The organism is Williamsia sp. z34, from assembly GCF_059553395.1.
In genome coordinates this window covers 144,845-158,705 of record NZ_JCANWW010000006.1, presented here as the reverse complement: position 1 = coordinate 158,705, position 13,861 = coordinate 144,845, and the positions used below count along the sequence as shown (strand labels likewise).

Below are 13,861 nucleotides of genomic sequence, written 5' to 3'. Positions count from 1 at the left end.
CGGCCGCGAGGGCCCGATCACTGAAGTTCAGCCGGTCGAGCTAGGACGTCGCGTTCGAGAATGCGGCGTTGCGGCCGATCTGGTCCTCGGTCATGCGCCAGGGACTCTGGATCACTGCGCCACCATCGACGATGAGCGTCTGACCGGTGATCTTCGAGGAGAGCCCGGAAGCGAGAAACAGGACAGCATCGGCGATGTCGCGGCCACGTGGCGGCGCGAGTGCATTGACAACGTCCTCGCCGAACGGGATCTCCGGGAGATCCCAGTTGCCGCCGCCGACGTTGCCGGGGGCGATCGAATTGGCCCGTACGCCGCGTTCGCCGTATTCATCGGCGATCGTCTTCACGAGCGAGACGACGCCGGCCTTGGCCGCTCCGTAACCGGCGTGGAAGCGGGACGAACCGATACCGTCGACGGAGGTGATCGCGATGAGTGAGCCGCCGGTGGCGTTCCGGATCAGGTGCGGGATGGCAGCTTTGAACACATAGAAGACCTGCGTGAGATTCAGGCGGATCTGCGCGTCCCAGTCGTCGTCCGGGATGTCGGCGACCTTGCTCCACATGGCGCCGCCGACGATGTCGACGCACACGTCCAGTCCGCCCATGTGTGCGGCGGCCTCGTCGACCGCCCGTCGCGCCTCACCGGAGTCGAGTACATCGGCGACGATCGCGAATGCCTTACCGCCCTCGGCTGCGATCTCCCGGACGATCTCGTCGGCGCGGTCGGCGTCCTTGTCGACGCAGGCGACTGTGGCGCCGGCGCGGGCCAGCTGCAGCGCGGAGCCACGCCCGTTGCCGGCACGCATCGGGATGAACCCCGCACCGATGACAATGGCGCGGGCGCCGTCCAGTCCTAGATCGATCATGTGTTCTCTTCGCTTTCTGTTGGTCGGTGCGGCAGACGTCGGATCGTGGTGTGTGCCGGGACGCCTCAGGCAACCGTTTCGAGTTTGTCGTTGTCGTCGGGCGAGCTGCCATCCGAAGTTGCTTGCGCGGCAGCGGAAAACATGAAGTCGGACCGATTGAGATGCAGTAGCCGCGTTGCGAGCTCCAAGCCTGACAGCGGAGTGCTCGTTCCGAGCCGCCCGTGTTCGTTGACGTAGTAGTTTCGGGTCGGATTCGCGGCGGGATCGAGCCAGATGAGTTTGCTCGCCTCTTCGTCGACTGCGTTGTTGTATTCCCAGAACGCCTCCTCGGTGACCTCGGCGCAGGTGTTGCCGTCCTCCACGACGGCAACGATGACCCTGGCGATGTACCCGACCCAGGACTCCATCCACGCGGGCAGTCCGCCGACACCGATGCCGCCGCCGGTGGCCGGCTGCGCGTTGGGTCCGTAGAGCACGAACAGGTTCGGGAACTCGGGAATCGCGAGACCGAGGAAGGCCCGCGGTCCACCCGGCAGGTTCCAGCGGTCTTCGATGCTCACACCGTCGCGTCCCCGGAAGTCGATCGGCCACAGCCACTTCGTCACCTCGAAGCCAACAGCGCTCAGTACCATGTCGATTCGTCTCTCGGTGCCGTCGGCGGTGACGATCCCGTGCTTGCTGAATCTCTCGATGCCGTCGGTCACCAGTTCCACGTTGTCCCGGGTGAGCGATCGGTACCATCCGTTGTCCACCACCGGCCGTCGGGCTGCGGGGGTGTAATCGGGCACGAGTTTGTCGACCAGATCGGCCCGGTTGTCGACCTGGGATCGGATGTACTGGGTCAGATTCTCCCGCAGTCGGTCGTTGCTCTTGCTGAAAATGCCTCCGGCAGCGCGCCATTCGGGGTCGGGCTGGATCGTGTCGCGGGGGTTGTTGGGTTTGAGCGCGGTGGTGCGGGCCCAGTTCCAGTAGTGCGGGATGTTGTCGAGAATCCACCGCATCTCCGGGCTCACCGTTTCGCCGTATCCCTCTCGGGGTGCGATCCACTGCGGTGTCCGCTGGAAGACGTGAACCTGCTCGGCGTCTTCGGCGATCCGCGCCAGGATCTGGACGCCGGTGGAGCCGTTGCCGATGATGGCAACCGATTTGCCGTTCGCGGTGTGCTGGTCCGTCCACTCGGTCGTGTGGAGGACCTCACCGGTGAAGTCGCCGATGCCCTCGGTGTCGAGTCTTTTGGGAGTCGAGAACAACCCGGTGGCGGTCACCACGAAATTACTGTCGACGTGCTGGGACAGACCATCTCGGTCGGCCACCTGCAGGGACCACATCGACGACGACTCGTCGAACTCCGCGGCCTGCACCTCGTGTTCGAACCTGATGTTCTCGAATACGTGGTATGTCTTCGCCACCATCTCGAGATAGCCGCGCACCTCGGGTTGCCGGGCGAACTGCTCGGTCCACGGATGGTTCTTCACGAAGCTGTATTCGTATGTGGTGCTTGCGGTGTCGACCCGCGCATCCGGGTAGGTGTTGATGGCCCAGGTGCCGCCGACATCGGGGCGCCGCTCGTAGATCAAGTACGAGATGCCGAGTTGCTCGAGCTGGACGGCCATCGCGATTCCGCACAGGCCTGCGCCGATGATGACAACCGTGAACTCGTCCGCGCGGTCGGGGCGCTGGTCGGTCCACTGTGTGAACAGCGGGAACTCGTCCACCGCGGGCATGGTCCGCGCCACCGCGAACTCCGCGTCGGTGAGCTCCTGACCCAGGGCGAGTTCCATCATCGAGCGGAGTTCGTCCTCGCCGAGTTCTCGCGGGATGTACGTCGCGGCCTGGGTTGCGACGAACTCTTCCGCTTTGCGGAACAGGTCCGCGCGAGAGTCCTCGGCAATCGTCATCTCGAACGCGGCGCCACTTCTGATGGGTACCAGTTCGAGCTTCATCGCTGCGAGCTCCTGATCGCCTGTTGCGTGCAGCAGTGCCAGGCGCAGGGCGTGCAGATTTGAACATTCCAACGCTTTTCGGGTGAAGGCGGTATTTGCCATTTCCTACCTTTTTTCAGCATTTCGAAATCAGTTTCGGAACTTGGTGGATTACGCTAGCCTGAGACAAACATCACGTCAACGATTTGGCATAGAAGGAATTGGATGTCCCTCTCGGCGCGACGCGCACTACAAGTACTGGACTTTCTGACGGTGAACGAGCGCGGCACATTCACCCTCAGTGAGCTCTCGAAGGCTCTGGATGTGAGCCCGGGTTCGATGTTCGCGGTGCTCAAGGCGATGGGCGACGGGGGTTATGTGTCGCGGCACCCTCGCCACAAGACGTACACACTCGGTCCCGCCGTGCTCGCTGCCGGCCACGCCGCCGCCGGCGCCAATCCGGTGATCGGAATGGCGCGCCAGGAGCTGGCCGCGCTGGCGGCGTCGACCGGTCATGAGTGTTCGGGCACCGTGATGGTCGGCCGGGACATCCTGTGTATTGCGGTCGAAGGCAAGCCGACCGGGCGACAGCTCGAGCTCGCCCCGGGGCAGCGCATACCGCTGCAGCCCCCGTTCGGGCAGCCCTTCATGGCGTGGATGGCGCCGGCGGAGTTGCGGGAGCGGATCCTGGAAATGCCGGCAGATCTGCACGAACGGGTGACCGACTACCTTCAGTCGTACGGTCCGGCGGTCCGGCAACGGGGTTACACGGTCGGCCTGGACGATCCGAATCCCGTGCGTCGCTCGCTGACCCATGACCTCGCCGAACGCCCGAATGATCTCGGACTGCGCGAAGCCCTGCTCGAACAGTTCTTCGACGACCAGCCCAACTATGCGGTCCTGGAGGTAGATCCGGATGCCGAGTACACCGTCGGGAACATCGCGGCTCCGGTCTTCGACCCCGACGGCCGGGTTGTCTTCTGCCTCACCCTGCTTCACCTCGGCAAGCTCGTCGGGAAAGAGATCGCGACGGCGGCGCAGCCCGTCATCGCCTCGGCGCAGTTGTTGACGAGACAGATCGGCGGTCGTGCGCCGACCCATGACTGGAATGAACCTCTCTGACAAGGCGGAAAAATGACCGAAACAGACCATCTGACAGTCGATCCGGACGTCGTGGCGGAGATCGAGGAACTCGAGTTGGCCGGTGTCCCCGTTTTGCGGATCCGGCCACCCGGAGCGAGCGCCGACACCGCGTTGCTGCACTTCCACGGGGGTGGCTACCGCAAGGGTTCCCCGCAGATGTTCGCAGACAGTGTCTCTCGGATCGCAGCTGCCTGTCAGACCCAGGTGTTCTCGGTGGGTTATCGCCTCTCGACCGAGTGTGCGTTCCCGGCCGCGGTGGATGACGCACTGACCGCTTATCGGGCGGTCGCAGAGCAGATCGGTCCCGACCGGTTGGTGTTGTGGGGTGACTCCGCGGGCGGGGGATTGGCCGCGGCGCTGTTGCTGCGGCTGCGGCAACTGGAGATCCCGGCCCCCGCCGGCGCGTTTCTCTTCTCGCCATGGGCCGACCTGCGCAACACTGCCGCAAGCTTCACCGAGAACGCGGCGACCGACGCCCGCTTCTCACTCGACCAGGCGACCGAAGCCGCAGCGGGTTACCTTGCCGGGAGCCCGGTGAACGATCCGCTGGCTTCACCCGTGCTCGGAGATTGGGTCGGCCAGCCACCAATCATCGTGCAGGTCAGCGATTCCGAGGTACTCCGGGACGATTCTCTTCTGCTGTGTCGCGTCGCTGCCGAGGCCGGGGTCGATGTGCGGTTGAAGGTACACGAGGGTCAACCGCACATCTGGAATCTCTCGTATCCCTCAACCCCCGCTTCGAACCTCGCCATCGACTACATGGTCGAGCAACTCGGTGAGTTGCTGGATCCCACTGCCCAAATCTGAGCCGGACTCACCTCGGCAGGCTCGCCGCTCGATCTACAGATCGTGAAAGGAACTGTGAAACAGATGGATTCGACGCAGAACACGATTGCGGTTCGGCACGTCCCCGACCACCTCAGGCTGCACTACGAGTCGATGGGGTGGTGGACGGACGAGTCGCTGGGTGAGATTCTCGGTAGGGGTTTGAAGGACTCTGCCGGTGTTCACTTCCGGATTCATTCGAAGGTGCGCCCGTACTCGGGAACATTGGCAGACGTCGAGCTGGTCGCCCGCCGGCTCGCGGCCGGGTTGCGGGCCCGCGGTGTCCGCGCCGGCGATGTCGTCGCCTTTCAGCTCCCGAACTGGATGGAGGCCGCAGCCACCTTCTGGGCGTCGTCGTTTCTCGGCGCAGTGGTCGTACCGATCGTGCATTTCTATGGCCCAAAGGAATTGGGCTTCATACTCGAGCGCGCCAGACCGCGGGTGTTCATCACTGCCGAGCGGTTCGGCCGGATGACATACGTACCCGAGGTGAGTGCAGCTGTGCCGATCGTCGGTGTGGTCGGCCTGAACTTCGATGACCTGCTCGAAGACGTTCCGATGGCGGGCGCCCTCGAGGTCGATCCCGCCAACCCGGCACTGATCGCCTACACCTCCGGGACGACGCGTGATCCGAAGGGCGTCATCCACACTCACCAGACGCTCGCGTTCGAGACCCGCCAACTGCTGTCCAACTATCAGTCGGATCGGGGCCGGCAACTGACCGCGCTGCCGGTCGGGCACTTCATCGGCATGCTGGGGGCTTTTCTGGTGCCGGTTCTGGAGGGCACGCCGGTCGACCTGTGTGATGAATGGGACCCGACCCGGGTGATCGCCCTGATGGATTCCGATGGTGTTGCGATCGGCGGTGGGCCGACGTACTTCGTCACGAGTCTGTTGGACCATCCCGACTTCACGCCCGCCCATCTGAACTACCTCAAGTACATCGGCCTCGGCGGGTCGACTGTTCCCGCCGCGGTCACCCGGCGTCTTTCCGACCTGGGCATCATCGTCACCCGGTCGTATGGGAGTACCGAACATCCGTCGATCACCGGTTCGGTCACCACTGCTCCCGAGGACAAGCGATTGCTGACCGACGGTAACCCGAAGCTGGGTGTCGAGATCAGATTGGGAGACGACGGCGAAATCCTCAGTCGGGGACCGGATCTGTGCCTGGGTTATACCGATCCGGAGCTGACGGCACAGGCGTTCGACGACGACGGTTGGTACCGCACCGGTGACATCGGCGTGATCGACGACGACGGCTATCTGATGATCACAGATCGTAAGTCGGACATCATCATTCGCGGCGGCGAGAATGTCAGCGCCGCGCAGGTGGAGGACGTCCTGCTCGAGATGCCCGCGATCGCGGAGGCAGTTGTCGTCGCGGCGCCGGACAAACGATTCGGCGAACGCACGGCCGCCGTCGTGCGAGTCAAACCCGGACTGGTGATGCCGACGCTTTCCGAGGTCCAACAGCATTTCGCCGACGCCGGAACCGCCAGGCAGAAGTGGCCGGAGGAACTGCACGAGGTGGAGGACTTCCCGCGGACCGCGTCCGGCAAGGTCCAAAAACACCATGTGCGACGACAGATCGCCGATCTCCACGCCGAAGGCGCCAGATGAGATAACAAGAGCTCGGACATCAGAGCCTGTCGGAATCGACGGGCCGTATCGCATACTGCAGTTTTCAATATGGTGTGGTGGCGCCTATTCGGCGTGCCGATTTGAATATTTGATCGGTATCGCCCTTTTCACGATCGCGTGCATCTTTCGGCATTCCTCATGTTCGAAATCAAGGCCGTTCGGTTCCGTGGCCATTTCTGTTTCGTGTGCCACAAATGTCTTCGTCAGAAAAGTCCGATACGGGTATTGCCATCGAGAGTGGCGCTCTTCTATGGTGAGAACACACCGCAGGTGCGGCGTAGATCACACAACCCGGCGAAAGCGCTGGGAGTCACATCGCGTGGAGCACAGCCCATTTCACGCGTGCATCGAGATGACCCGGCACGTCGCTGATTCCTCCAGGCGTCTGCTCAGGACGAAAGTTGACTATCAATGCTTCACACAATTGCGACGCGTCTCGGGCGCAGCATTGCGGTGGTCTTACTGGTGACCATTGCAGTGGTGGGTTTGCTGAGTTTGGCTCCCGGTTCTGCATCGCAGGTCATTCTCGGCGACAATGCGACCCCGGAAGCCGTTGCGGAAATGGATGCGGAACTGGGGCTTGATCAGCCGGTGTGGTCGCAGTACCTGGACTGGTTGGGCAACGCGGTGACCGGCGATCTCGGTACCTCACCCCTGACCAATCAATCTGTCTCGGAGGCGATCTTCGAGCGGCTGCCGGTGACGTTGGAGCTGGCGGCACTGGGCTTGTTGATCGCCCTGTTCGTCTCGATCGTGATGGGCGTGATCTCGGCGTCGCGGCCGGGGTCGGCAGTCGACCGCGGTATCAATGCGCTGTCGGCGGTGTTCTTGTCGGTACCGGCATTCATCGCAGGTCCCATCCTCATCTACTTCTTCGCGATCCAGCTGCAGATTTTTCCGGTGCTGGGCTGGTCCGATATCAGTGACGGGCTGAGCGCGAACCTGCAGAGCGCGCTGTTGCCGGCGATCGCGATCGCATTGACCGAGATCGCCTCATTCCACCGGTTGCTGCGCACGGACTTGATCAGCACGCTCGGCGAGGACTACATCGCCGCGGCCCGCGCGAAAGGGATGTCGCGCACCTACGTCATGTTCCGGCACGCCTTCCGGCCGTCGTCGTTCTCACTGATCACCCTGGCGGGTATCAACCTGGGCCGGCTGATCGGCGGCACCGTGATCGTCGAGACCCTGTTCGGCCTACCGGGTTTGGGGCAGCTGATCGCCGCATCCATCACCACCCGCGACCTGATCATGGTGCAGGGCATCGTGGTGTTCGTCGCGGTCGTCTACGTCACCATCAACACCATCGTCGATCTGAGCTACGGACTGATCGACCCACGCGTCCGGAAGGTGGCGGCCACCGCATGACCGACATGATCTCCAAAGAATCCATTCCCACCGTCGGCCCGCCCACGCCGGCACCGGAGTTGGTCGTCCCCACGATTCGCAAACCCCGGTCGGTTCTGGTGTACCTGTCCGTGGGCTGGCTGGTGGCACTCATCTTGGCCGCGTTGTTCGCCGACCTGCTTCCCATCGCCCCCTACGACACCCCGGTGGGCGCACCGCGCCTGAAGCCCGCGTTTGGGTCGCTCGATCTGATCCTGGGCACCGACAACTTCGGACGCTCAGAACTGTCTCGCATCATCTACGGTGCTCGCGTCTCGCTGGTCGTGGGAACCGTTGCCGGACTGATCGGGTTCATCATCGGGTCGTTGATCGGATTGGTCGCCGGCTACTTCGGCCGTCACCTCGACAACGGCATCTCTCTGCTGGCCGACGCCATGCTCGCCTTCCCGCCACTGATCCTGTTGCTGGCACTGGCCTCGATCTTCGAACCCAGCATCACGACCATGCTCGCCGGACTGACCCTGGTCGTCATCCCCGCGTTCATCCGCCTTTCCCGGGCCAACACGATGGCGTGGTCGTCCCGCGAGTTCGTCCGGGCCGCAAAGAACATGGGCGCAGGCCACTCCCGGATCCTGTTCAAGGAGATCCTGCCCAACGTCATCGCACCGCTGGCCTCGTACCTGCCCATCGTGATGGCCGCGCTCATCGTGGCCGAAGGCTCCCTGAGCTTTCTTGGCCTGGGCATCCCACCGCCCACACCGAGCTGGGGCGGCATGATCAGCGATGGCAAAGACGCGCTCGCAACGTCGCCACACCTGGTCTTCGTGCCATCGCTGGCCATCTTCTTCACCGTCTTCGCCCTCAACCAGCTCGGCGATCACCTGCGAATCAAGTTCGACAAGACAATTCAGCACTGAGACATGATCGAGTCCAGGAAGAGTGACCATGAGCGTTGAGTCCGAGATGGAACGGCCCCGCACCCCGCCAGACCTCGCCGAAGTGCGCCCTACCGGGCCGCTGCTCGAGGTGAACAATCTTCGGGCATACATCGGTACCGCTCGTGGGACGGTTCGGGCAGTCGACGATGTATCGCTCTCGCTCGGCACCGGTCAGGCGCTGGGAATCGTGGGGGAGTCCGGCTCCGGCAAATCGGTGATGGCGCGGGCCATCATGGGTTTGATGCCGCCGCGCTCGGCACGTTCGGGAGAGGTGACCTTTCAGGGCCGGGATCTGCTGGCGCTGAACAAAAAAGAAAAGCTGGAGATCTGGGGCAAACAGATCGCCATGGTGTTCCAGGACCCGGGCCGCTCCCTGAATCCGGTGGTGCGGGTGGAGCGTCAGCTCACCGAGGGCATGCGAAAGCACCTGGGCGTCAGTCGCTCCGAGGCGAACAGCCGGGCACTCAACCTCCTGCAAGAGGTGGGGGTGCCCGATCCGCAGCGTCGGTTGCGGAACTATCCGCACGAGATGTCGGGCGGGATGCGCCAGCGGGTGATGATCGCGATCGCGCTGGCGTGCGAGCCGGACCTGCTGATCGCCGACGAACCGACGACCGCGCTCGATGTGACCATCCAGCGCCAGATCCTGGACCTGCTGCGTCGGGTGCAACGCGAACGTGACATGGGCATGATGCTGATCAGCCACGACTTGGCCGTCGTGGCCGGGCGAACCGATCGGGTATCGGTCATGTACGCGGGAAGACTGGCCGAAGTCGGCTCCACCCGTGAGGTTTTCGAAGCGCCGATGCATCGTTACACCCACGCGCTGCTGGGCGCCACACCGACGATCGACCATGCCCGGCATGCGCCGCTGCGGGTGATCTCCGGATCGTTGCCCGACCCCACCGGGCCACCACCGGGGTGCCGGTTCGCGCCGCGGTGTGAACATGCGCAATCCGACTGCCTCACACCGGGTCCGACGCTGCAATCCGTCGGTGGCGATCATGCGGTGGCCTGTCTGTATCCGGTCCAGCCCCAGCCCGTCAAAACTCTCGAACTGTCAGGAAGGTAGAACCCCATGGCCGGCAGCGGCACCGCACATCTACGCGGCGATCAGGCTCTCCTGCGCGTCGAGGACCTCGTCGTCGAATATCCGACCAGCGCCGGCACCGTACAGGCGGTGTCAAAGATCAGCTTCGACGTCCTTCCCGGTGAAACCCTGGGTATCGTCGGCGAATCCGGCTGCGGCAAGTCGACAACCGGCCGGGCGGTCCTGCGCTTGGACCGGGTCAGCGCGGGCCGGATCCGGTTCGGTGAGGACTGGATCGAAAAAGCTGATGAAAAGGCCATGCGCGTGCTTCGGCGCGATATGCAGATGATCTTCCAGGATCCGGTCAGCTCCCTGAACCCGCGTCGATCCGTCAAAGACATCGTGGTGGAAGGGATGGCGGTGGCGGGTGCTCCGAAAGCCGACCGCGCCACCACTTCGGCACAGGTTCTCGATTCGGTCGGGCTGTCTCCGGAACGCTATTCCGACGTCCTCCCACGAGCGCTGTCCGGCGGGCAGGCCCAGCGCGTGGCCATCGCCCGCGCGCTGGCGCTGAACCCCCGACTGCTGATCTGTGACGAACCCGTCTCCGCACTCGATGTGTCGGTCCAGGCCCAGATCCTCAATCTCATCGAAGAACTCAAGGCCGAGTTCGATCTCACCGTCGTCTTCATCGCCCACGACCTCGGTGTCGTGCGCACGGTCAGCGACAACGTCATGGTGATGTATCTCGGCAAGGTCTGCGAGTTCGGCGACTCGATTCTGGTGTACGACAACCCGGCCCACCCCTACACCCGCGCCCTGCTGGATTCGGTGCCGTTGACCGACCCTGACAAGGGATTCGCCGGGCCGGCACTCGAGGGCGACGTACCGTCGCCCCTGGCACCGCCGACCGGATGCCGCTTCCGCACCCGCTGCCCCAACGCTCAGGACCTCTGCGCCACAACGGAACCCGAGGTCAGGGAGATCCGTTCCGGACAGTTCGCCGCCTGTCATTTCCCGCTGGAGTCGGCCTAGCGGCGCAAGCCACTCCATCCACAGCGAATCCGCTCCAGTTGCATGGTGCTGCAACTGGAGCGGATTCGTGTAGGTGGAGCGGATCAGCGAATGATCAATCAGGCCTGCGCGGAGGCGAGGGCCTCGTTGAAGGTCTTGCTCGGTCGCATCACGTTCGCGGTGGCCTCGGGATCCGGCAGGTAGTAGCCGCCGATCTCGACGGGCTTGCCCTGGGCGTCATTGAGTTCCTTCACGATGGCGTCTTCGTTCTTCGCCAACGTATCCGCCAGTGCCGCAAAGTGCTTGGCGAGTTCCTCGTCCTCGGTCTGGTTTGCCAGCTCCTGTGCCCAGTACAGGGCGAGGTAGAACTGGCTGCCCCGGTTGTCGAGTTCGCCGGTGGTGCGTGAAGGACCCTTGTTGTTCTCCAGCAGCTTGCCGGTCGCAGCGTCGAGCGCCTTGGCCAAGATCACGGCCCTGGTGTCGCCGGTCTTCTTGCCGAGATCTTCCAAACTGACTGCGAGGGCGAGGAATTCGCCGAGCGAATCCCAGCGCAGGTGATTTTCTTCCAGCAACTGCTTGACATGCTTGGGAGCCGAACCACCGGCGCCCGTCTCGTACAGACCGCCACCGGCCATCAGTGGCACGATCGAGAGCATCTTGGCGCTGGTGCCGAGTTCGAGGATGGGGAACAGGTCGGTGAGGTAGTCACGCAGGATGTTGCCCGTGGCGGAGATGGTGTCCAAGCCGCGGATGACACGCTCGAGGGTGTACCGCATCGCACGGACCTGCGACATGATCTGGATGTCGAGACCCTCGGTGTCGTGGTCCTTGAGGTACGTCTTGACCTTCTTGATCAACTCGTTCTCGTGCGGACGGTACGGATCGAGCCAGAAGATGACCGGCATCCCGGAATCGCGGGTGCGGGTGACGGCCAGCTTGACCCAGTCGCGGATCGGTGCGTCCTTGACGATGCACAGGCGGAAGATGTCACCGGCCTCTACGTTCTGCGACAGCAGGACCTCACCGGTCGCCAGGTCGGTGATGTTGGCGACGCCGTCCTCGGAGATCTCGAAGGTCTTGTCGTGTGAGCCGTACTCCTCGGCCTGCTGTGCCATCAGGCCGACGTTGGGAACGGTGCCCATGGTGGTCGGGTCGAACTGACCGTTGGTCTTGCAGAAGTTCACGATTTCTTGGTAAATACGCGAGAAGGTCGACTCCGGGTTGACGGCCTTGGTGTCTTTCGGCCGACCGTCGGCGCCCCACATCTTGCCGCCGGCCCGGATCATCGCGGGCATGGACGCATCCACGATGACGTCGCTGGGGGAATGGAAGTTCGAGATGCCACGCGCTGAATCGACCATGGCGAGTTCCGGACGGTGCTCGTGGCACTTGTGCAGATCTTCGATGATCTCGTCACGCTTGGACGCGGGCAGCGTTTCGATCTTGCTGTAGAGGTCCGAGAGGCCGTTGTTGACGTTGACGCCGAGCTCGTCGAACAGATCGCCGTGCTTGGCGAAAGCGTCCTTGTAGAAAACGCGTACGGCGTGGCCGAAGACGATCGGGTGCGAGACCCGCATCATCGTGGCCTTGACGTGGAGCGAGAACATGACGCCCGTCTCGTAGGCGTCCTCCATCTGCTCCTCGTAGAACTTGATCAGGGCTTTCTTGCTCATGAACATGCTGTCGATGACATCGCCATCGGTGAGGGAGACCTTGGGCTTGAGGACGATCGTCTTGCCGCTCTTGGTGAGCAGTTCCATCTTCACGTCGCGGTCGCCCTCGACGGTCATGGACTTCTCGCCGTGGTAGAAATCGCCTTCACGCATGTGGGCCACATGGGTGCGCGAAGCCATCGACCACTCGGTCATGCTGTGCGGATGCTTACGGGCGAACTCCTTGACGGCCTTCGGTGCGCGTCGGTCCGAGTTGCCTTCGCGGAGCACCGGATTCACGGCGCTGCCGAGGCACTTGGTGTAGCGCTCCTTGACCTTGGCTTCTTCTTCGGTCTTCGGATTGCCCGGGTAGTCGGGGAGTTTGTAGCCCTTGGCCTGGAGTTCCTTGATGGCTTCAACCAGCTGCGGTACCGAGGCGCTGATGTTCGGCAGCTTGATGATGTTGGTCTCGGGCAGTTGTGTCAGACGGCCGAGCTCGGCGAGGTTGTCCGGCACCCGCTGCTCGTCGGTGAGGTAATCGGGGAATTCGGCCAGGATGCGGCTCGCGACCGAGATGTCGCTCGACTCGATGTTGATGTCGGCCGCATCGGCAAACGCACGGACCACCGGGAGGAATGCGTGTGTCGCAAGCATCGGCGCCTCGTCCGTCAGTGTGTAGATGATGGTCGGCTGCTTTGCGTTCATATTCGCCTTCGTCTCCAGTTTCGTCGCGTCATGCATCGGTCCGTCTTCCCCCGTCTCCGCAATCTTAGGACGCGGGAGGCCTGTGAGCGCGGACACCTCCGATGCACTCTATAGCTGCCGCCACAAATGCGGACCGAAACTGTCCTCTATCGGTCATAACGTGGGCACTGTTCCCATCAGTTCCCGAAAGGACTCGATCATGGCCGGTACCTATACCCCCGTCGTTCTCACCGTCCCCGTCACCGGCGAAAAAGCGGACATTTTGACCCTCCTGTCCGACCAGCGGGCCCTGCTGAAAGTGGCGGCCCGCGACCTCACCGACGCGCAGGCCCGCACCCGGACGACTGTCAGCGAACTCACCATCGGCGGTCTGATCAAGCACCTCGCACAAGGCGAGCGTGCGAATGCCCAGACGATCCGCGACCGGGACGAGACTGCCGAGTTCGACATGGCCGACGTCGGCGACGCGTACACGCTCCGCGAGGACGAGACCCTGGCGGACTGGCTCGCTGAATACGATCGTGCCGCGGCCGACTACGACCACGTCATCGCGGAGGTGGCGGGCCTCGACGAGCTGATCCCACAGCCGACTGCGCCCTGGCAACCCGAGCGGGAGTGGTGGACTGTCCGCAAGATGGCGTTGCACCTGCTGCGCGAGACCGCGCACCACTGCGGGCACGCCGACATCATCCGCGAGGCCCTCGACGGCCAGACCACTATGGGGGCCATCTCGGAGGGCTCGGATTGGACCGACATCCCGGCGAAGTGAGTCGCGG

11 protein-coding genes are annotated in these 13,861 nt (G+C 63.4%); 8 read left to right on the top strand and 3 right to left on the bottom strand.

Annotation, left to right across the window (positions count from 1 at the left end; genetic code table 11):
- Positions 1-40 precede the first annotated feature (40 nt).
- Both AC51GT_RS16535 and AC51GT_RS16530 read right to left on the bottom strand, forming a co-directional pair.
- Entirely contained in the window at positions 41-865 is an 825-nt protein-coding gene (locus tag AC51GT_RS16535) for an SDR family NAD(P)-dependent oxidoreductase (RefSeq protein WP_496324842.1), read from the bottom strand.
- A 65-nt stretch (positions 866-930) separates the two neighbouring features.
- Positions 931-2,910, bottom strand: a complete 1,980-nt coding sequence (locus AC51GT_RS16530) for a flavin-containing monooxygenase (protein WP_496329458.1) — start codon at positions 2,908-2,910, stop codon at positions 931-933.
- 102 nt (positions 2,911-3,012) lie between these two features.
- Here AC51GT_RS16530 and AC51GT_RS16525 point away from each other — a divergent pair, with 102 nt between their 5' ends.
- The 7 genes from AC51GT_RS16525 (at position 3,013) to AC51GT_RS16495 (ending at position 10,749) form a co-directional block, all read left to right on the top strand.
- Entirely contained in the window at positions 3,013-3,909 is an 897-nt protein-coding gene (locus AC51GT_RS16525; RefSeq protein WP_496324840.1) for an IclR family transcriptional regulator, read from the top strand.
- Between the two features lie 12 nt (positions 3,910-3,921).
- Complete coding sequence (locus AC51GT_RS16520; RefSeq protein WP_496329457.1) at positions 3,922-4,737, top strand: alpha/beta hydrolase fold domain-containing protein; 816 nt, start codon at positions 3,922-3,924, stop codon at positions 4,735-4,737.
- A gap of 63 nt (positions 4,738-4,800) precedes the next feature.
- Positions 4,801-6,378 (top strand): AMP-binding protein, encoded by a 1,578-nt coding sequence (locus AC51GT_RS16515; RefSeq protein ID WP_496324838.1) that lies wholly within the window; start codon positions 4,801-4,803, stop codon positions 6,376-6,378.
- 432 nt (positions 6,379-6,810) lie between these two features.
- Positions 6,811-7,767 (top strand): ABC transporter permease, encoded by a 957-nt coding sequence (locus AC51GT_RS16510; protein WP_496324837.1) that lies wholly within the window; start codon positions 6,811-6,813, stop codon positions 7,765-7,767.
- Positions 7,764-8,663 (top strand): ABC transporter permease, encoded by a 900-nt coding sequence (locus AC51GT_RS16505; RefSeq protein WP_496324836.1) that lies wholly within the window; start codon positions 7,764-7,766, stop codon positions 8,661-8,663. The genes AC51GT_RS16510 and AC51GT_RS16505 overlap by 4 nt, the downstream gene beginning before the upstream one ends.
- Before the next feature lie 28 nt (positions 8,664-8,691).
- Positions 8,692-9,756, top strand: a complete 1,065-nt coding sequence (locus AC51GT_RS16500) for an ABC transporter ATP-binding protein (protein ID WP_496329456.1) — start codon at positions 8,692-8,694, stop codon at positions 9,754-9,756.
- A gap of 6 nt (positions 9,757-9,762) precedes the next feature.
- A complete protein-coding gene (locus AC51GT_RS16495; protein ID WP_496329455.1) occupies positions 9,763-10,749 on the top strand; it encodes an ABC transporter ATP-binding protein in 987 nt (328 codons plus the stop codon).
- Positions 10,750-10,847: 98 nt separating this feature from the next.
- Here the strand turns inward: AC51GT_RS16495 and AC51GT_RS16490 are convergent, their stop codons facing one another.
- Complete coding sequence (locus tag AC51GT_RS16490) at positions 10,848-13,085, bottom strand: NADP-dependent isocitrate dehydrogenase (protein ID WP_496329454.1); 2,238 nt, start codon at positions 13,083-13,085, stop codon at positions 10,848-10,850.
- A 199-nt stretch (positions 13,086-13,284) separates the two neighbouring features.
- On the opposite strand from AC51GT_RS16490, the gene AC51GT_RS16485 reads away from it, so the two are divergent.
- Entirely contained in the window at positions 13,285-13,854 is a 570-nt protein-coding gene (locus tag AC51GT_RS16485; protein WP_496329453.1) for a DinB family protein, read from the top strand.
- Positions 13,855-13,861: the final 7 nt, after the last annotated feature.